At 40.2% G+C, this 20,436-nt stretch carries 17 protein-coding genes and 1 pseudogene; 3 read left to right on the top strand and 15 right to left on the bottom strand.

Annotated elements, in window-relative coordinates:
- Positions 1-2: 2 nt before the first annotated feature.
- A complete protein-coding gene (locus C1G53_RS03015; RefSeq protein ID WP_105117631.1) occupies positions 3-908 on the bottom strand; it encodes a Fic family protein in 906 nt (301 codons plus the stop codon).
- A gap of 228 nt (positions 909-1,136) precedes the next feature.
- On the opposite strand from C1G53_RS03015, the gene C1G53_RS13270 reads away from it, so the two are divergent.
- Both C1G53_RS13270 and C1G53_RS13265 read left to right on the top strand, forming a co-directional pair.
- On the top strand, positions 1,137-1,286 hold the full coding sequence (locus tag C1G53_RS13270; protein ID WP_238139094.1) for a hypothetical protein: 150 nt from the start codon (positions 1,137-1,139) through the stop codon (positions 1,284-1,286).
- A pseudogene (locus C1G53_RS13265) lies at positions 1,228-1,347 on the top strand (putative holin-like toxin); the annotation flags it as partial. The gene C1G53_RS13270 and the pseudogene C1G53_RS13265, both read left to right, overlap by 59 nt.
- 856 nt (positions 1,348-2,203) lie before the next feature.
- Here C1G53_RS13265 and C1G53_RS03000 read toward each other — a convergent pair.
- The 6 genes from C1G53_RS03000 to C1G53_RS02975 all read right to left on the bottom strand — a co-directional run bounded on the left by C1G53_RS03000 (position 2,204) and on the right by C1G53_RS02975 (position 9,227).
- Positions 2,204-3,133, bottom strand: a complete 930-nt coding sequence (locus C1G53_RS03000) for a Kiwa anti-phage protein KwaB-like domain-containing protein (RefSeq protein WP_105117629.1) — start codon at positions 3,131-3,133, stop codon at positions 2,204-2,206.
- Between the two features lie 5 nt (positions 3,134-3,138).
- On the bottom strand, positions 3,139-4,413 hold the full coding sequence (locus C1G53_RS02995) for a restriction endonuclease subunit S (RefSeq protein WP_105117628.1): 1,275 nt from the start codon (positions 4,411-4,413) through the stop codon (positions 3,139-3,141).
- On the bottom strand, positions 4,406-6,511 hold the full coding sequence (locus C1G53_RS02990; RefSeq protein ID WP_105117627.1) for a type I restriction-modification system subunit M: 2,106 nt from the start codon (positions 6,509-6,511) through the stop codon (positions 4,406-4,408). The genes C1G53_RS02995 and C1G53_RS02990 overlap by 8 nt, the downstream gene beginning before the upstream one ends.
- 108 nt (positions 6,512-6,619) lie before the next feature.
- Complete coding sequence (locus tag C1G53_RS02985; RefSeq protein WP_105117626.1) at positions 6,620-7,423, bottom strand: COG3942 and LysM peptidoglycan-binding domain-containing protein; 804 nt, start codon at positions 7,421-7,423, stop codon at positions 6,620-6,622.
- Between the two features lie 134 nt (positions 7,424-7,557).
- On the bottom strand, positions 7,558-8,496 hold the full coding sequence (locus tag C1G53_RS02980) for a serine hydrolase domain-containing protein (protein ID WP_105117625.1): 939 nt from the start codon (positions 8,494-8,496) through the stop codon (positions 7,558-7,560).
- Positions 8,493-9,227: a CppA N-terminal domain-containing protein gene (locus C1G53_RS02975; RefSeq protein WP_105117624.1), complete on the bottom strand. Its 735-nt coding sequence runs from the start codon at positions 9,225-9,227 to the stop codon at positions 8,493-8,495. Before C1G53_RS02975 ends, C1G53_RS02980 begins: the two co-directional genes overlap by 4 nt.
- Positions 9,228-9,404: 177 nt before the next feature.
- Here C1G53_RS02975 and C1G53_RS02970 point away from each other — a divergent pair, with 177 nt between their 5' ends.
- Positions 9,405-11,675 carry a Xaa-Pro dipeptidyl-peptidase gene (locus C1G53_RS02970; protein ID WP_105117623.1) on the top strand — a complete coding sequence of 757 codons (2,271 nt, stop codon included), beginning with the start codon at positions 9,405-9,407 and terminating at the stop codon, positions 11,673-11,675.
- A 41-nt stretch (positions 11,676-11,716) separates the two neighbouring features.
- Here the strand turns inward: C1G53_RS02970 and C1G53_RS02965 are convergent, their stop codons facing one another.
- The 8 genes from C1G53_RS02965 to C1G53_RS02930 form a co-directional block, all read right to left on the bottom strand.
- A complete protein-coding gene (locus tag C1G53_RS02965) occupies positions 11,717-12,886 on the bottom strand; it encodes an SIS domain-containing protein (RefSeq protein ID WP_105117622.1) in 1,170 nt (389 codons plus the stop codon).
- Positions 12,887-13,120: 234 nt separating this feature from the next.
- Positions 13,121-14,443: a DUF6287 domain-containing protein gene (locus C1G53_RS02960; protein ID WP_105117621.1), complete on the bottom strand. Its 1,323-nt coding sequence runs from the start codon at positions 14,441-14,443 to the stop codon at positions 13,121-13,123.
- Positions 14,444-15,505 carry a DUF4767 domain-containing protein gene (locus C1G53_RS02955; protein ID WP_105117620.1) on the bottom strand — a complete coding sequence of 354 codons (1,062 nt, stop codon included), beginning with the start codon at positions 15,503-15,505 and terminating at the stop codon, positions 14,444-14,446.
- A 55-nt stretch (positions 15,506-15,560) separates the two neighbouring features.
- Positions 15,561-16,733, bottom strand: a complete 1,173-nt coding sequence (locus C1G53_RS02950; protein ID WP_105117619.1) for a superinfection immunity protein — start codon at positions 16,731-16,733, stop codon at positions 15,561-15,563.
- Positions 16,734-16,742: 9 nt separating this feature from the next.
- A complete protein-coding gene (locus C1G53_RS02945) occupies positions 16,743-17,351 on the bottom strand; it encodes a zinc ribbon domain-containing protein (RefSeq protein ID WP_105117618.1) in 609 nt (202 codons plus the stop codon).
- A gap of 77 nt (positions 17,352-17,428) precedes the next feature.
- Positions 17,429-17,950 (bottom strand): hypothetical protein, encoded by a 522-nt coding sequence (locus tag C1G53_RS02940; protein WP_105117617.1) that lies wholly within the window; start codon positions 17,948-17,950, stop codon positions 17,429-17,431.
- A gap of 13 nt (positions 17,951-17,963) precedes the next feature.
- A complete protein-coding gene (locus C1G53_RS02935; protein WP_105117616.1) occupies positions 17,964-19,547 on the bottom strand; it encodes a DUF4357 domain-containing protein in 1,584 nt (527 codons plus the stop codon).
- A gap of 9 nt (positions 19,548-19,556) precedes the next feature.
- Positions 19,557-20,429, bottom strand: a complete 873-nt coding sequence (locus tag C1G53_RS02930) for a GIY-YIG nuclease family protein (protein WP_105117615.1) — start codon at positions 20,427-20,429, stop codon at positions 19,557-19,559.
- Positions 20,430-20,436 lie beyond the last annotated feature (7 nt).

The raw sequence follows: 20,436 nt of genomic DNA, 5'->3' as shown, positions 1-20,436 counted from the left end.
ACTTACTCTACACCATCGAGGGAGAGGATAGACAGATACATATCCAATCTCTCATTCAAATAACGGGCAAACAAATCTTCCATTGCTGACAGACTTCCCTTAGCATGAAAGTCATCAAAGGCCTGATAATAGGCTAATCGATCTGAAAATTTAATATCAATGGGAGGATAGCCAGCCTTCATCAGCTCCAAGTTGACCAAGAGCCGACCAGTTCGACCATTACCATCAATAAAGGGATGAATACTTTCAAAGACAATGTGAAAACGAGCCATCCTGGTCACGATATTTTCCTGACTCTGAGCATAGTCCGCCAGCCACTGCTCCATTAAGGGACGGATCATAAAGGGCTGGGCAGGTTCGTTTGCAGCACCCATGATACGAACGGGCACCTTTCGATAGACACCCCTATCGTCCTTCTTATCGGACAAAACCAGATAGTGAATATCCTTTACAACCTGCTCCGTCAAAGGCGTATCTTCTGCCACCAAGGTCTGTACATATTCAAAAGCTTCCCTATGACCAATAGCCTCAAGATGATCCTTTAAGGGCTTCTGATCAATGGTCAACCCACGCAAAACCATGTCCGTTTCACGCAGGGTCAGGGTATTACCCTCAATAGCGTTGGAATTATAGGTGAACTCCACTGTAAATTCTTCATTGAGCCGCTCAATCTCTCCTCTGGTCAAGGGACGAAGGGTCGCTAACCTTGCCATCTTTTCATCAATCAGAGGCAAAAGACTTTCCACCCTTTTATAACGACCATCAACTGGCTTTGGAGTATCTTGGGGAATCTTCCATAAACGCCCCTCACGGATAGCACCTTCCACCTTTCCCTGACTACACAAGTCACGAACACGGCGGTCTGAAATCCCCCAGAGCACCGCCGCCTGCTTGACAGACATATACATAGGACACCTCACCTTCTAACCAAAACAGTCCTTTTTTCTAATACTATTATAGCACAGTTCGGAAGGATAGGAAAGTTAACGGAAGGATGTTTGGAAGATTTTCGGAAGGATAGGGATAGCGTAATAGTTTTGATAGAATAGTTGCTCATCAAAAATTTAGCTATTTTCTATGTAGGTATGCTATGATTATTTATGCAGAAGAGTTTCCCAAATGGGAAGGGAGGTTTTATGTTTCTAAAGCATAATAACCTCTCGAAGACGGTGGCTCTAATTTCTGAAAGGCAGGTGGTGCCTATGGGCAACTCATCAAAATCTAACAGAAAGGAGCAGATTGTTGTCAGTTTACGAGACGACGCAACTGATGCTGGGATTCGGTAGTTTCCTACTATCCCTTATTGGCTTAGTGATTATCATCGTAAAAATGAGCAATAAAAAATAACCGTCTAAACTTTGACCGGTTGACGATTATTTTTTAGTAATTATAAAACTAGTCACCGTCTTAAACGGTTCTGCATTGGGTAGTTGTTAGTGCAACTACCCTTTTCTATTCTCATTATAACCTAACTAGAAAAAATAGTCAAACGAGATCCTATTTGGCAGTTAGAGCTCCTAACTAAACTGGTGCTTATTCTAATACAGTTCGAAAGGAGAGAGGAGGGATGGTTAGCGGATTTTCGAAAGGATAGACTTGTTTTTTTTAATATTATTAGCTAGGTAAATAATTATCAATAAATATCTAATTTATATTCGTTATTCAATGATTTTAAATAAATCTGCTCACCTTTTTTAGCATTCAAATTCCTGTGACTTATAATGGTAGTTCGATAACAGAAATTATCGTCATTCTTTACAGTGCAAGTATACACTTGATAGTTCAATATTTCTAAAACTATATTCACACTGAAGTAATTATGCTTAATACATAGGTATGCCAAAGTAATAAAAAATATCAAAAACAAAATCACACTATCCCACCTCGTGAAGTCAAATGCAAATAAAGGAAGAATATACGATAATAAATATTCTGATGTTATTGATTTTTCCTCTTGTATTGTGTCTAAAGTTACAGCGATCGCGCCTTCTTTATTTTTAGAACATAGGTTATTGCGTATACTAATAAAAGTAATCACCCACAAGACCAAAATAACAATAATACTGTATTTTTCTGTATTGATTGGCTGAGTTTTCTCAATACAACTTTTTATATTGATAAAAAGAATGGATAGCCAAAGGGGAGAAAATGAAGTATAGTATAAGCTAAAAAATAAAAATTTTGACATACTTTATCAACCTCATTATGTCCATTTTCTTGAACCTGAAACTTCCATCGGAACAGCATCAAATGGATCAAGCATCCCCCTTTGACAAAGCAGTTTAACAATTTTATCGGCGATACCTTCCTCACTTGCATCAAACCGATCATTAGTTAATTTAATATTAAATTTAGCTGCTATTTGCTTCCTAGTCCTTGTAACCACCAACTTTTCAAGATGAGAATCATTAAAAGATACAAATTTTCGTGGATTGTGTCCACTAGTCGCGCATTTTTTAAATATATCAAAATTATCAATTATATTTTTTTGGCTAATTAGTTCAACTTTAGAAAGACATATTTTATTATACGATCTTTCCATATTAAACAGTTTTTCCCCAGATAAATTCAGCATATAGACAGTATCATTAACAATCATGACATCTACAGAATTTCTTAACGTTAAAACTTTATCTGATATCTCATGGAATGTACCATTTGCACTCCAAAATTTATTCTTCAGTGTCGTTATCGGATTTTGCATCGAAATGAATTTTACAGCAACCTCTTGATTATCAATCCATATTGTTCCTTTAATTACAGATGCCTGCGTTTTAAGTTCAAGCGGATTTATCTCAGTATCAGGGGTGGAGATTGCTTGTATCAGTAACTCGTAATCTTGACTAATCAAATGATTCGATTTATCTAACTTATAAATCACTTGTGAATCTGAGGAACCATCATAATTCCTACAATCTGTATATTGTCCTAAGCCATCCTGTTCGTTATTTAAATATTTATCAGCAAGAATCTTGATGTGTGTATCGACTCTACCCACAGGTTCTATTTGTATTTCTCTTGCAAGATAACTAATCCCATTTCTACTAGAATGAGTTATTTTAATAATCTGCAATGACCAAGCGCTACAAGTTGAGATATTTTCAAAAATAGATTTTATATATTGGATAGACACTTCTTTTATATTCTCCTTTTCCCTGTCACATAGTCATAAATCAGTGTTTGGCGTTGTTTGTTGATATTTTCAATTTGTTCTTTTTTGATAGCAATCATTTGGTTGATTTGTTCTGTCTTTTTATCTAAGAAGTCAGCGATTTGGGTTTGAATTTCAAAACAAGGTATAGGAACATTGATGATTTTGAAATCATTTGAGTATGTCCTCCATCTCATTTTCATTATCCCTCTCCCATACTTATAACATTGACCTGAGAAGGCCATCGTTCTAAACAGATAGTGATAATATCTCGAACAGATACTTTCTAGTGGCTTATAAATATCGTAGGCAGGACTTGTTACACCATCATATCCAGACATACCAATCGAACCCATCCAAGCTAATATGATGTTTACAACAATGTCATTTTTAAATACAACCTTGTATCCCTCAGTCGTAACAGCTTTATTCCCCTTTTCTTCTCTTTCACCATGAGGAAATACCCCGTACTCAGTATACAGCGACAACAGCTGTACATCTTCCATTGGTAAATAACTCTTCTCTGTTCTTAGAATAAAACAATCTTTTACTCTACCTACTCCCCACCCCTCTGGTATCTGTCCTATCCAGTCAACACCTGATTCTTTTAGGGGAACGGTTTTATCCAGTCCTTTTGTGACGGTTTCGTAAATGAGACTTTGGCGGTAGTCTTCCAAGGTCTTAATTTGCTCTTCTAGAAGGCTTTTGACCTTATCCAGTTGAGCAACTTTTTTATCGAGGAAGTCAGCGATTTTTTTTATTTCAATCTCACTCGGGAATGGTATTACCCAGTTTTTTATCAACACTTGATTTATATTTGGCTGAGTTCCACCTTGTGCTGCAAAAATTAATTCAGTTTTTGATATTTCCAGTGCAAGTTTTGTAAATCTGACTATATTTTCTTCTCCTTTTAAAACAGCCACTGCTTGATTAACACACGCATCTATTTTACTAATAGCCAAATTGCCAATAGAGGCTCCGTACATAGCGATTGCTAGAAACGGAGCTTGATATATTCTTAGAGAAGCAGAACTCCTGTACCCCAAATCTGTAATTGTCTTTGAAACAGCATAAACATAATCTTTTTTATATAGATCACCCGATTGTAGCCAATTTATATTTCCATCATAGTATTCTACTTTAGAGCTATCCGGCGTTGTACCGCTACCAATGGCACCAAAAATATGTTTAATCGGCTTAATCCCCCACTCCTCTGGCATTTCCCCAATCCACTCGATGCCACTATCTTTCATCCTAGTCATGTTTGAGTTCCTCCAAGAGTGCTTGTAGTTGGTCTTCTAGGTCATAGAATTGTTTGAGCAGATCTTCTGCCTTTTCTGGGGCTTGGTACTGGTAGAAATAGCGGGTAAAGGGGATTTCTGCTCCCAGCTTGTTTTCCTCCCACCAGTAGTGAGCATCTGGCACATGAGAATAGACCTCCCGTTCAAAATAAGCCTCTACTTCTTCCGACAGCTTGACAATCTCAGAATCCTTAGTAGTCTTGTCATAGACGATACCGTCCGCAATCTCACCCAGCTTGTCTTTCTTCTTAGTTGTGATAACCTCGGCAGTCTTGTCCATCTCACTCATAGCAAGGGCCAGGGCATTGAGATTGGCTGGGGTCAGCTTGACTTCTGACAAGAGGGCTTTCAGTATGGCTGTAAAGGTCTCAAAGTTTGGATAGGTAGCTTCCGACAGACCTTGACGGAGGGCTTGGAGGATTTCCTCTTGCTTTTTTCTACCTTCTTCAAGCTTTTGCAGTTCCTTATCTTGCTTGGCTGTGCGTGGCTCCATTTCCAGTAATTCTTGGTACTTGTATTCATCAAAGAGCTTGGTAAAAAACTGGACCGACTGGACACTGTCCAGACTTTTCTCTGTAATTTCTCCACGACGTTGTAGAGGCTGCATGACCAAGTATTCTTTATAAAGAAATTCCTTGCTGTCAAAGATTTTCACACGGTCGTTTTCCTCAAAGTCATGGTACCACTGGAGAATATCCTTGATATTGTCCTGTGACAGCTCACGGCGTTTTTGTCCCAGCGATTTCCGCAAGGGAACAAATTCATTGGTCGCATCGATAAATTGGACCTTACCTTGTCTTTCTGGACTCTTATCCTTATTATAAAGCCAAATATAGATACCGATTCCTGTATTGTAGAAAAATTGCCCCGGTAGAGCGACAATGGCCTCCAACAAATCATTTTCTAAGATATACCGTCGGATTTGGCTTTCCCCAGATGTCGTTCCGCCTGAAAATAGGGGTGAACCGTTTGAAATGATAGCAGCTCTGCCATTTTCCTCCAACTTCGCCAAAGCATGTAGATGGAAGAGCAACTGAGCATCACCTGTCGTGGGAGTATTGACAAAACGACCTTCCCTGCCGTCTGTCGACTCAAAGAGAGCCTGATCAGCCTTGACCGCCTGCTCTACTCCGTCATCCGCATCCTTCCCTCCCCAAGACTGACCAAAAGGTGGATTGGCAATGACAAAGTTCATCTTCTTATCGTGAAATGGGTCTAGATCCTTAAGCGTATCCGTCTTAACAAAATAATCCGACTCTTCCTGACGAATCAGCATATCCGCCTTGCCAATACCATAGGTTTCAGCCAGATACTCTTGCCCAAACAAGCGAACGTTGACCTTGGGATTGAGCTGTTGAATATAGCTTTTGGCAGTTGCCAGCATACCACCTGTACCTGCCGCCATATCTAAAATCTTGATCTCCTTATTGTCAACAAAAAGCTCTTCATCTGCCTCCATCAAGAGCAGGTTGACCATGAGAGCGATGACTTCCCTTGGTGTGTAGTGAGAACCTGCCTCCTCATTTTCAGAAAAGCGGCGGATAATATCCTCAAACATATAGCCCATCCGCATAGAATCAATGGAACTTGGTGATAAATCAAGTTCCGAGAATTTCTTCACTACTGTAAAGAGGCGCCCTGTACTTGCCAAGGTATCCACCTGCTCCTTAAATTTCAAATTCTCGATAATATCCTTGACTCGTTTGGAATAACCATCTAGGTAATCCAAAAAATTATCCTTGATAGCATCCGGTTCGTTCAAGAGATTCTTCAAAGTATGTTTGCTGGTATTGTAGTATTTATAGCCTGTGAGGGACTCAAATATTTTCTCTGGTGTTGACGGATTTGACTGGTACCGAGTCAACACTTCTTCCTTGGTCGGTAAAAGGGCAGCTTCCAAGCGAGCCAATACAAACATGGGAATAATGACATCACGGTATTTATCCGCTCGGTAAGCTCCTCGTAGGGTGTTTGCAATAGACCAGACTAAATTGACATCCTTGCTGATGTTGACATCATTTGCTTGAAACAGAGGGAGTTTCCCTTTTATATCGACCATAATTTCTCCTAGAATAATCAAAAAATATACTACTATTATACCAAAAAATAGGACCCTACATTCAAATGCAGGGTCACTTTCATTCTAATAATATTTTTGTCATTTATCCTAGTTATTATAGATATAAGTAATTTCTCCAGCTGTATCCGTTGGATTGAACCAGCCACGGAAGTTATCCACCCACTGTTGCCCACGGTAATTGGCTTCAAGAACTTGGATTTGCCCTTCTTCATTAACAGCTGTCACATAGGCAACGTGTCCTAGAGCACCGTCATTCCAGGAAATAATAGCACCAACTTCTGGCACTGTTCCTGTACGGAAACCATCACGCGCCGCATTGGCTCCCCAAGTAGCCGCATCACCCCACCAATCGCCTGCCCACGGAGCAACTTTTTGTACCCCCCATGTACATTGACCAACAGGATAGTTAATACCCGGCTCATATTCATAACCCGGTAGATAGTAGCTATCGCTACTCGTATCGACAGCCTGCCCCCATATTGTTTCTGTCAACTTCAAAATTTGACCAGGATGCAAAGTCGTTTCGAGGGTCAATTGATTTTGCGCTAATAAATCGTAAATGTCCAATGAAAAAGCATCTGCAATACCATAAAGAGAATCCCCCTCTTGAACAACATAGTCAGACTGACCTGCACTAGCTTCTACAACTTCTTCTTCGACATAGGCTTGACCTGGTACTTCTAAAACTTGTCCTGGTGTGATTAGGCCTAGAATGTCCAATCCATTGGTTTCTGCTAGTTGATAAGGATCCACACCATACTGGTCTGCGATTGAGTAAAGGGAATCGCCTTCTACCACAATATGACTGTCTGCTTGAACACTATAGACACCCATAACAGTAGTCACAAAACCTGCCAACAACAAGGCCGACTGACAAATATACTTTTTCATTTTACACCTCCAATACATATTCTCATTTTACCAATATTTTCACCGTAAAAAATGTCAAATTGATTACAAATTGCTAACGGTTTCTTCTCTAACTTCAATCCTCAAACTATTTTGGTAGTTGGTAAACCTCCTGTCTAACACTCATCCTCTAAAACCTGCCGAATCAGGGCCATGACCTGGTTTCGATCCAGCTTCCACTGAGCCCGCTCATCCTTTTCAAAGGTACGATTGGAGAGAAATATAGCCGCCTTTTGCAAGGGACGATTGTACATGATAAAGGTCCCTGTATAGCCCGTGTGGGACAACCAGTCCCCCTTCTTATCCCAAGCTAGCGACCGCTTGCGCTTGTCGTCAAAGCCATAATCCTGGGTCAAATCTGCCGCAAAGTCCTCGGTCAAATAGCGCTCCAAAAAGATTTCTAAATCCTTGACCGTAGAAAAGAGACCCGCACTACCCGCATGGAGCCCCAAGACACGCGCCTTAGGATCGTGCACCACACCTGCTTTTACACCACGCACCGTCGGCACCGCCTGACTGACTGGCCCATAGGAGGTTTGGGACATGCCAAAGGGCTCTAGAACGCCTTGACTGATTAGCTGGTCCAGACTAGCTCCATCCAGTTCCTCCAGCAAAAAGCCCAGCAGGAGAAAATTGATATCAGTATAGAAAAAGTCCTTGTTCTCCGTCACCCTAATCTTCAAAATCGCTTCTTTTAATTGGTCTGCATCCAGACTATCTCGATTGGGAATGAAGGGATCAATGCCGCTGGTGTGGGTCAATAATTGCCGGATGGTCACTTGACTATTCTCAAAAGCAGGATAGTAAGACTGCAAGGTCCTATCTAGCTCCAAAGCTCCGCTATTGACCAAAAAAGTCGCAAGAGTGCCTACACCAACCACCTTGGACACGGAGGCCAAATCATAGGTCAAACCCGCCTCTACTGGCGTCTGACCATCTTGGGTCCCCAGATAATACTCCTGCCACTGACCCTTAGAAAAAAGAGCCAGACTGGCACCAGGATAAACTCCTTGCCCAATCTGCTCTGAAATCTTGTCTAAAATTATTTTTCTCATTTTTCAAACCACAATTCAATACCACTTGGGTCAACCGTTTGGATAAAGGTTTCTTTTTTGTCTTTAAAGAAAGGACCTTCCAACTGGCTTTCCAAGTTTGCCCAGTCAAAATCCTGCTCGACAGGAAAACGCAAACTGTCCAAGTCCCAAACCTGATCCGCAGGGGTTACTAGATCTTCACCTTCTGCTCCCACAAAACGCAAAAAGTCTTGTTCAGGTAAGATTGCTTCATAGAAATCTTGACTAACGCTGGCTTGTGGACTATTGATCCAGACAGCCTCCACCGCAAAAGCAGTCAGACCTGAAAAATCAGCTTGAGCAGGAAAGTGTACTGGCGGAAGAATAGCCGTCAAATCCTCGATAGCCTGTTCGGCATGGAGCAAGAAAGTATCTCCCTCTGGAGAGATAGCCTCAAATCCAAACCCAGCTTTTCCTTTATAGAGCTTGGTAAACACCGTTCCTCGAGCTAACAAGGCTTCAATGTCACTAGCCTGCTCTACCTTAACCAGGATTTTATTTAATTTTTTTGGTCCCTTGACAGCCCGAGTGCGATTGCCTGGCGACTCCATCAAAACCAATTTTGTTGCAGAACTGGTTCTATCGCCAAAATCAGCAAATGGTCCATCTTCTAATTGTACTTTCATTCCTAGTTGTTCTTCTAGGAAGGCTTGATTGATACCACGATTGTTGACACGCAATACAGGCACAATCACATCATTTTTTCTCAACACGATAGCTATTCTCTCCTCAATAAATACTAGAATATTGTATAAAAAAAATCACTATTTTACAACTAATTATACTGTCATTTTCTACATAGATATACTGATGTTCCAACAAATCTTAGACAAAGAACCCCTTATCAGCTATAATAAGTACAGACTACTAAGTAAAAAAGAGGAAAAGCTATGCGTTTTAATCAGTTTTCTTTTATAAAAAATGATGTAACAGGATCTCTAGAAGAGCTAAACAAACTTGGTTTTGCATTGCAAAGCGACCACAGTCCGAAAAAAAATCTGGAAATCTTTGTCAGAAAGTGCCATTTTTTAACAGCCAATACTGACTTTGCCCTGTCAAACCTGATTGCAGACTGGAATACAGACTTGCTGACCTTCTTCCAGTCTGACCGTGAGCTGACTGACCAGATTTTCTATCAAGTCGCCTTTCAGTTGCTGGGCTTTGTGCCTGGTGTGGATTATACAGATGTCATGGACTTCGTAGAGAAAAGCAACTTCCCTGTCATCTATGGAGATATGATTGACAACCTCTACCAACTGCTTGCCACCCGTACCAAGTCCGGAAATACCTTGATTGACCAACTGGTTAGCGATGATTTCATTCCAGAAGATAACCACTACCACTTCTTCAACGGCAAATCGCTAGCAACCTTTTCAACAAAAAACCTCATTCGTGAGGTGGTCTATGTCGAAACGCCTGTCGATACGGCTGGGACTGGTCAGACTGATATTGTCAAGCTATCCATTCTCCGTCCGCACTTTGACGGGAAAATCCCTGCGGTCATTACCAACAGTCCCTATCATCAAGGGGTTAACGATGTAGCCAGCGATAAGGCCCTGCACAAGATGGAAGGGGAGTTGGCGGAAAAACCAGCTGGCACCATTGAGGTCAAGCAGACCAGCATCACCAAGCTAGACTTGGACCAGCGAGAGCTACCTATCAGCCCTGCTACCGAAAAACTGGGCCACATGACTTCATACTCCCTCAATGACTACTTCCTCGCTCGTGGTTTCGCCAGCCTCCATGTGTCTGGCGTTGGCACGCTGGGCTCGACGGGCTATATGACTTCCGGCGACTACCAGCAGGTGGAGGGCTATAAAGCGGTGATTGACTGGCTGAACGGTCGCACCAAGGCCTACACAGACCACACCCGCTCGCTAGAAGTCAAGGCTGATTGGGCCAATGGTAAGGTGGCGACGACGGGACTATCTTATCTCGGTACCATGTCCAATGCCTTGGCAACAACTGGCGTGGACGGATTGGAAGTCGTTATCGCAGAAGCAGGGATTTCCTCTTGGTACGACTACTACCGTGAAAACGGGATGGTGACCAGCCCTGGCGGCTATCCAGGCGAAGACCTGGACAGCTTGACCGCCCTGACCTACTCCAAGAGCCTGCAAGCAGGCGACTTCCTCCGCAATAAAGCAGCCTACGAAAAAGGACTGGCGGCAGAACGTGCTGCCCTGGACCGCACCAGCGGCGACTACAATCAATATTGGCATGACCGCAACTATCTGCTCCAGGCTGATAAGGTCAAGTGCGAGGTGGTCTTTACCCACGGCTCACAGGACTGGAATGTCAAGCCAATCCATGTCTGGAATATGTTCCACGCCCTGCCAAGTCACATCAAAAAGCACCTCTTCTTCCACAACGGTGCCCACGTTTATATGAACAACTGGCAATCCATCGACTTCCGTGAGTCCATGAACGCCCTGCTCAGTCAAAAACTGCTGGGCTACGAGAACAACTACCAACTGCCAACGGTCATCTGGCAGGACAACAGCGGTGAACAAACTTGGACGACTTTGGACACCTTTGGCGGTGAAAACGAGGCTGTCTTGCCACTGGGAACTGGAAGCCAGACCATCTCCAATCAGTATGCCCAAGAAGATTTTGACCGCTACGGCAAATCCTACCCAGCCTTCCACCAAGACCTCTATGCAGGAAAGGCCAACCAAGTCAGCATGGAACTGCCTGTGACGGAGGACCTCCTGCTCAACGGTCAGGTCACGCTGAAACTCCGTGTCGCATCCAGTGTAGCCAAAGGCCTCTTATCTGCTCAGCTATTGGACAAGGGAAATAAAAAACGTCTAGCCCCAATCCCAACGCCAAAAACGCGGTTGAGCCTGGACAACGGCCGCTACCACGCCCAAGAAAATCTGGTGGAGTTGCCTTATGTGGAGATGCCGCAACGCTTGGTGACCAAGGGCTTTATGAACCTGCAGAACCGCACAGACCTGACGACCATAGAGGAAGTGGTGCCAGACCAGTGGATGGACCTGAGCTGGAAACTGCAGCCAACCATTTATCAGCTGAAAAAAGGAGATATGCTAGAACTCATTCTCTACACGACCGACTTTGAATGCACTGTTCGGGATAATAGCGACTGGACGATTTCGATTGATTTGGACCATTCAACCATCCATCTCCCAAGACTATAAGACAAGAAAACGAGCTGCTCTCGCAACTCGTTTTTAACTGCCTATTTTTCCAAAGGATGAATAATTACACCCTGCACCACACGGTTTACGGTGCCTGTTGGCGATGGTGTATCTGGTAAGTTCTTACACTTGATAGCTGCCATAATTGATACTGTTTGGGCAAAGATGATGTAAGGGAAGGTCAGGAAGACATCTGGCAGGTCTGCTCCGCCTTCTGCCAAGACAAAGTTAGCTGCCTCTGTACCTGCTAGTTTATCAGCCGACAAGGCAACAATCCGCTCTGCTATGCCATCACCATGGACTTCATTGAGCAAGTCCACATCGTACTGGCGTGTGTAAGCATCATTTGATGCAAGAAGGAAAATCAAAGTCTTGTCGTTGATGAAGGATTTTGGTCCATGACGGAAACCGAGTGGTGACTCATACATGGTCGCAATCTTACCTGCTGTCAGCTCCAAAATCTTGAGCTGTGCTTCGTGGGCTACCCCATAGAAGCCACCCGAACCAAGGTAAATCACTCGTTCAAAGTCTAAATCAACAAGCTCTTGTACATAATCCTCACGGTCCAAGACATCTTGACCCAGACGGGCAATAGTATCGACCCACGCGGCTTTTTCTTCTTGGCTAGCTGGTGAGAAGACAAGCAGAGCAGTCAAGGACATACAGCTGTATGAGCCTGTCATGGCAAAGCCCTTATCGTTTGAACCCGCAGGCTGTAAGAGCAAGAGATTGTCCGCATCCCCTTCGGCTGCCAGAGCCAATTTGCCCTCTGGTGCACAGGTAATAGTCACTTGGTAAAGCTGATCAACCAATTGCTTGGCAACTTCTACTGCTGCCACACTTTCTGGTGAATTACCTGAACGGGCAAAGGATACCAAAATAGTTGGCACATCTGCCTGTAAATAGTCATGTGGACGACCAACCAATTCAACCGTACCAATGGCAGAAAAACGGATGTGCTTCAAATCATTGACTTGATTGAGATAATTGGCAATGCTTTGACCAACAAAGTCTGAAGTTCCAGCACCCGTAAAAATAACATGAACAAAATCATGCTTGTCCTGGATGGCTTTCAGAAATACTTCAATCTTCTCAAGCTGGTCAAGATAGAGTTGATGAGCCTCTTTCCACAAGCCAGGCTGTTGGTAAATCTCAGTAGCTGTGATATGGGCCCCCAATTTTTCTAATTCTTCTTTTGCTAAACGGAACATAGGTCCTCCTTGTTTTCTGGTTATAACCAGTTTTTATTTTATTATACAAGAAAGTGCTTACAAAGTCAAATTAAAATAGATTGATATATGTAATTCCGAAATAAATCAATTCACAAATATGAGAAAAATTTACAAACCATAAAGCTTGTATCATTAAGATTACTTTTGGTCTTCAGTATCTCATATCAATTAAAAAATCTTCCTACAAACATATGTAGGAAGGTTTTACAATTGTTATTCTACTTTGTAGTATACCCAATCTTTGCCACCTAAACTATCTTTTGAATTGACAATAAACCTATCTCGACTACTATCAGTATCCTTTTCAAACTCTAGCTTTGTTCCTGCTGGAACAAAATACCAAAATGCCCCAGAATTGGCATTTTGCCAACTTGTAGAGCTATCTCCAAGAACTGCCATAATATACTCATCTTCTTCTAATCTCAAATCTCGAAAAGCGAGTCCATCTTTTGAATTTGAATCTTTATAATTCCCATGCTTATCAAGAGTGAAAGTATAGTAAGAATTTTTCCAAGTTCCAGCCAAGCTAGAAAAATCACCTCGTAACAAGTCTGTCAGATTGACTGCTGATTCATCAGCATGCTCATTAGATTTAATGTTTGAATTAACGTCCGAAGATGAATATAAAACCATTTCCCCATCAAATGTCTTTACAACAACTCTATCTTTTTGAGAGTCAGTTCCTGAGTAATCAATTCCTTTCGGAACAAAGGTATAAGTATAATGTGCACCTAAATTAGTGAGAGCTGTTAGAGAAATCTTGCCTCCACTAGCTTCACCAACTGCATATCCTTCATATACTTGCTTGCTTGTATTTAGAAAACCAAATCTATCCCCGATAATCTTATTATTACTTGAGCCGCTAGACATATTCTCCGTACTAACCCCATTAATATAAGCTATGCCGTCGTCATATATCGTTACTTCAAACTCTCCATCTTCTGAGACCCAAACTCCACTTACGGACGAAAAATCTTGATTAGATAATTCCGTCAAATCTATTTGGTAGAGACCTTTGACATCGAAGGGAGACCAATTTTTATCAGAAGAGACTGCTGGACCTACTTTTACCCTTTTGACCTTCCCAAATGAAATATCAAACTTCTCTAGTACGTTTATTGTTTCCGCTCCATCATCAAACCCTATGTACATTTCTAACTTCCCATCATCATCTAGATCATAAATTAGATAGGACGGGGACCGAGTTGGTTGCTCGAAATATGCAGCACTTACTTTCTGACTATCTTTCTGTAGAATGGCTTCCTGATGGTTAGATACTACTGTCTCATAAAGTCCGCGATAACGACTCTCTTGACTCTGATAATACATTTTCAAGGCTGGTTTGTAGCCGATGAACACGAGAACCACCATCAATAAGACTACCGAAACTTGCTGCCAAACTGGAATTCTCCTAAAACGTAACCAATAGGACCTTCTCTTTATCTCACCTTTTTGAAAAGCAAGTTTCACTTCAACATCACTAGGTTCTCGACCATTAATAGCTTCAAAATAGTTTACCCATTCTTTTTCAGTCACTTAATTGCCTCCTACTATTTTCTCAAATCCTACTTTCAAATCTGCATTATCTGTCACTCTAACTTTATAGATATTATCCTGACTTGTAGGAGAGTAAAGTACGACTGGTGTGCCATCTTTTTTTATTGTGAACAAGTAATTATGTTCCATCTTTCCACCAGCCAAGACTTTAGAAAAATGGTAGATGCCGACAATATGATACTCAGCTTGAACCGTTCCATCCGTAGTGAAATCCACAGAATAGTTTGGACCAGCACCTGATTCATCGACCACTGCTAGAGAACGCTCTCTAACTGCATCAGTCACATCTTGATAGCCACTTTGGTTCATTGAATTCCCCCAGCTCACCATCAAGTCTGCAAGTTGTTGACTTTGTTCTTGAGTCCAAAGAGGAATTTCATTCGTTTTCTGAGCGTGATAGGAGATAGAATATTGTGTATTCTCTACATTTTTAAAATCAGCTTCTCGATAATATACGTCCGACACAATTCCTTCTGAAACGATACGATCGGTGGTAGTCATTGTTGGAATGCCTCCAGATATCATCTCAACAGGTAGATTGTATTCCACCCCTTTAGGAATAATCTTAAGGGTAGGCGCGCCTGCTAGATTAACGGGCGATAAAATCAGCATGCCATTTTCTTCACGGACTTGATGATTTTTAAAATAATCACTCCAGTTAAATTCTTTGGGACTATCAGAGATTTCTGTGTACCACAAACCTGCTATACTCGCATAATCTCCTGCTTGGATAGCTGATAAATCAATCCCATCTTCCTCTTTTTGCGCGCTCGACGATTGTGACTGGCTTGCTTTTGTCTGGCTTGTTGAGGAGCTAGCCTCAGTCAATATATTGGAAATTTCTTGGTTTGATGTCTTTGTCAAAAACATATAGGCGGCTCCTGCGATAACTACAATCCCAATCAAACCATAGACCCAGTTGGGAAATGATTTTTTAGGAGACTGCACAAGCCCGCTTTTTACCGCTTCCTGCAATTCCGCAGGGGTGGGCTTTCGTCCGTTCATTGCTTCAAAATAGGCAATCCATTCTATTTCGTTCATCTATACACCTCTTTCTTGCGCTAGGATACATCCTATACGGCACATATAACTATCATCACCTATCTGCCATTTTGCGAATTAAGTAATCCATCTCTTGTTGACGTCTCCTATTTTTATTTGATGAAGTCGCAACAAACAGCAAAATAAACCAACCGATGACTGTACCACCTAATGGAATATTCAATAACCAAATGACAATCTTTAACCCACTGCTTTGGCAGATAAAAGCTGGTAGAAAATAAATAAACGTGAAGAAAGTCGCTGCTAAAATTAGTGCAAAAATACTATCTCCAATATAAATTCCATAGTTACTTAAAAATTCTGATAAGCTTGAAGCACTTAAAAGTAATACAATTAGTGGAACCCCAAAAAATAGCCAGTTTAGAATAGTTGAGCCTGTATGGCGATATTTAAAGGCATCTTCACTTCTATTGTAGTTCGGCCTAGGATTAGGATGTTGGACTGGAACATGAGCTGCTGCAACGGTTTCTTTCTGTTCCTTTGCGGAAGCTACTTTAAAATGGGGAACAGAAACTTTTTCTTTTGCCATTGACGAAGCTTTTTCAATCCCTTGTGCTGCACTTGGCTTGAGCAAAAGTGGCACGATAAGAAGAGCTCCCATGAATAGCATTGAAAACATCAACATCGGAAGTACAAGAGAATCAGATGTTAGAATCCCCAACAACAATGCAACTAACGAGGTCCCCAATAACCCTGCTCCCCCTAGCAATACTTTGTGGGATTGCCCTTTATAAAGTTGATAGTTCAAAAAAACTAACAGCGCAGTAAAGACTAAAGAAACTACATTTGGCAAGAAGAAAGGATATGTTAAAACTGGAAAAATGGTTAGGAAGAAAGAGAGTACACTGACAATTGTAAATAGAATAACTAAAAATTTATGGAGACTTCCCAAATGAAAAAGTGTCCCTTGATTGATTTCAATTCCTACTTTATTGAGTTGTTCCTCTAACCAAAGGCCCCAGCGATCCAACCAACGATTTGACTGAACCATATAATATTGACTATTATCCAGTAGTGACTGACTCTCGCCAAAGGATACAGTTTCCGTTGAAAGATTCATTTGACCACATTGTTGGCAATAGTTTGAAGTGAGGACATAGTCTTGACAAGAGGTACAAAAGTCGTAAGATGTTACTTTTTTTAAATCTTCTTGATTCTCCCAGAGAACCTTCCTCAGACGATCTATATAAACCTGATTTCTATCCATCGCACTCTCCTAAGCAAATTCTTTTCCACAACAAGCGCAGAACTTATTCTTGCCCGCTTGCAAAGTCGAACATAGGTCACACTCTTTTAGAGTTGCCTCTTCAAGAGCAGATAATTCTTGAACATCACTTCCACAGACCGAACAAAAACGACTTTCAGAACTTAAGAGATTACCACATGCTAAACATGATTTTTCACGCGGAACGTGGATATTGTAATCTTGACGAAGTTTGTAAGATTCCTGCAAGATCCCAATAATCGCAGATACTTCCTTTTCAAGATTTATGTCCTTCTGGTTGATCGATTGATTATAGTAGGCTAATCCCAATTCAAAGAAATGCTTAGACAAGGTCGTATCCTTTTCTTCAATCTGCTTGCGCAAAGCGCGCAAGTCAGTATTCAGCAATAAATCCTTCTGACTAATAACTGATTTAGGTTGCGAATGAGGTTGCGAGTTTTCTGAGTGATTCTCTGCAACCTGCTCTTCAACTACATTCTGCTCAGTCTGAACAGTCTCAATCTTGAACTCCCCATTCTTTAATGCTTCTGAAAATTCAGCTGGTTCTGGATTACGTCCATTTGAGGCTTGAAAAAATTCTACCCATTCTTTTTGATTCATCATATTCTCCTTATTAATCAAAATCACATTTACTTCCTTTGATTAACTTTTTAATCTTTTAACAGTTCAAGTCCATTTTACTTTTTATCTTTTCGAATAACCCAAGCAATTATTCCCACTAACATGACGATCATTAACCAATATTGAATAAAGAAATCAATTAGTGGTTTAAGAAGATTATATAGAAACATCAGTAGCATATAGCCAACAATTAAAACAATAACTCCACCGATAATATAAAATATTGGCTTCATATTATTTTCATTATAGCTTTCGTCATGATTTGGGTAGTTGGGAACACTTCGAAGGTAGCTTATAATATCATTTGTATCACTATAAGTTGGATGCATAGATACATAGTTATGGATTTGATCTCTAGTTACACTAGGAAATCTCCCTCTATGATCCTTACCACGTATGTTATATCCATTTGCAATAGTAGAAGTATTGAATGCTTTTCGAACATTTTCTTTACCCCAAACCAACTCTTCAATATCAGGCTGTGCTACTCCCAAAACTAAATAGCTATATAGTACCTCAACCTTTTGTTCAATAGAAAAGCTATTGAATTTATTTATTTTACTTGAATCAAATCCCATATTAACCCCTTTACTATTTGTGCAACTCCTTAAAAGTCACACCTTCCTCATTTTTCCAAACAACATTTCCGTTTTGGCTAGCTCCAGCAACGAATGATGCAGCTGCCGAGATACTCGAAAACTCAATATCAACTACTAGTCTATTTCCATTAATCTTGTCAGCATATTGTTGCCTTGCTTTGATAGTCCCTTGAGGACAAGAGGGCACTATTTCTGGATTAATTTGACTACCTTTTTTTACAATAAATCCTTTTGTGGTCAAATAACCATTAGCCTGAAAACCTTTGTAGTTCATTGAAAATATTTGAAATTTTTCTAATTCATTATTTATGGATGTTTTGAAATCATTAAAATTCAAAGTCTCATCATCACGTTGGATAATACTACTTAAATTTACTATTTCATCATTGCCAAATATTAAGTCTTCACTTTCTTTAAAATTAATCTCACCTAATAGTTTCATACTTTCTTGTGAATGGACATACCATTTATTACTATTAGATTTCAGTGAAAGAAAGTAATTACCTAACGGTCTGGGTTGCCAAATCTGTGTATCATTAAGTTGACTAAAATTATATTTAGTAGTCCCATCTCTTAACAATAATCTATCTAATACAAATCTATAGTTTCCATCAAAATAAGTTGTAAACTTTGGATGTAAAACAGCCCCACACTTAGAATTCAAACTCAAATCTCTATCGAATTCCTTAACCAATTTTCTTGATTCCAATGATTCTAAACGATAATATTCAAAGTCTGGTCCAAGTGCATATGTATCAAAACCATCCATATTGCTACGCCATTTTAGTTGATCTTCATGAAATTTGTTATACCAAATTGTATTATCAGACATATTCATCATTCGAAACTCAAAACCCTTAAATTTTGGTAACGGACTAACAATTTTAGTCTTCATCGAAAATATGGACGGTACGACACGACCTGATATTATAGGGTAATACATCAGATATTCATTATTCGCAAAAAAAATACTCCCTGTATACTCAATTGATTCGCCACCTTTTGTTTTAAAACTCTTTAAAAGTAGTTCATCAATATTTGTTTGAATATCAAATTTATGAATCTCTTGTTCATAGGAATAATAAATAAATTGATCAGTAATATAGTAATTATTATTTATCCTAGCTTTTAACGGCAGTACCCGTTGAATTTTTCTATCAAAATCAACATGAATAAATTGATTCCCCTTCCCACATTTGATAAAAATACCAAATGAATTAACATAAACCTGGTTTTCTGTAAAATTATCAGAAAATAAATCTTGATTCTGTAACTTGACAAATAAATGTTTGGTACCTTTCTTAGGGGAATAAACAACAATATAGAAGTTCGAATTTATCATACTAACATAGAAAAACATTCCTCTATATTCGGAAATAGGATACATTCTTTCACTATCATAAAAATTTCCGCGATAAGCTTGTAGCATATACTCCCGTCCTTGAGTTTCAACTCGTTTTTGCATATTTTCCGAAGAATGAGTCCCCACTTTTTCTCTCTGACTCACTTTTGTCCCACAGTTTGGACAAAACTTAAAACCTGTTTCTACCTTGTTTCCACATTCTATACAAAACATTTCTAATTCCTACACTTTCAATTCACCTAAAGTTTGACCAGCTTGTGTTTTCCACAATTTGTTCCCACTTAGACTAGCTCCTCCGACAAAGCAAGCAGCTTGGGAAGGGCTCGTAAATAAAATATCCTCCGAAAGACAACCATTGGATATGCTTTCTGCATGGAATTCTCTTAAACGTCTAATGGAATCGGACACAGAATTTGCCATTTGAGGTGAAATCTGACTACCTGAGAACACCAAAAATCCTTCATTTGTCAAGCTACCTTTGGCAGTGTAGCCATTATAGGTCATCGTTAGAGAAATAGAGTTATCTGATTCAGTCTCTTGAACAAGGGTTTTATCAAAAGATTTAGCAACCGTTTCAAAAGCTTTATAACCAAGAACCCCTGTCAAAATAATAGCTTGCTCAATGAAATCCTCTAGCTCAGCAACTTTTTCCTCAGTCACATTACCTATTGTTGGTTCAACCTTATTTTTTACTGTAAATCGTTTTGCATTTTTTGCCAAATTGTAAAAACGATTTTCTAAATAGGAAATTTCTGTCGGACCAAAGGTATTGTCTGTGGTTGTTAAAATAATTGCATCCTTAAAAAATGACTTTTCTTCATTTCGCATATGCTCCTTTAATCTACCTAAAGTTGCTTGCTGATTTTTACGCTCTCCAGCTTGCCCAACATAAACTAAAGGACGTTGGCTTTCTTCTTCCTCACCAAATAAGAAATAAATTCCTGAGTAACTCAACTCTGTTCTGTCGGCACTATCTTCTAAATCTAGTTTTGGAATTTTTAAAGCTACCCCTGTATGATTAGCTAAAGAAGCCTTCACGCGCCCCGTCATTGTCCCATCTATTAAAAATAAAGTAACAACTTTTGAAGTACCCATAACATTC

The sequence above is a fragment of the Streptococcus suis genome (assembly GCF_002960445.1).
GTDB lineage: Bacteria > Bacillota > Bacilli > Lactobacillales > Streptococcaceae > Streptococcus > Streptococcus hyiners.
The sequence above is the reverse complement of the archived record's forward strand: the minus strand, read 5'-3'. Positions and strand labels throughout refer to the sequence as shown.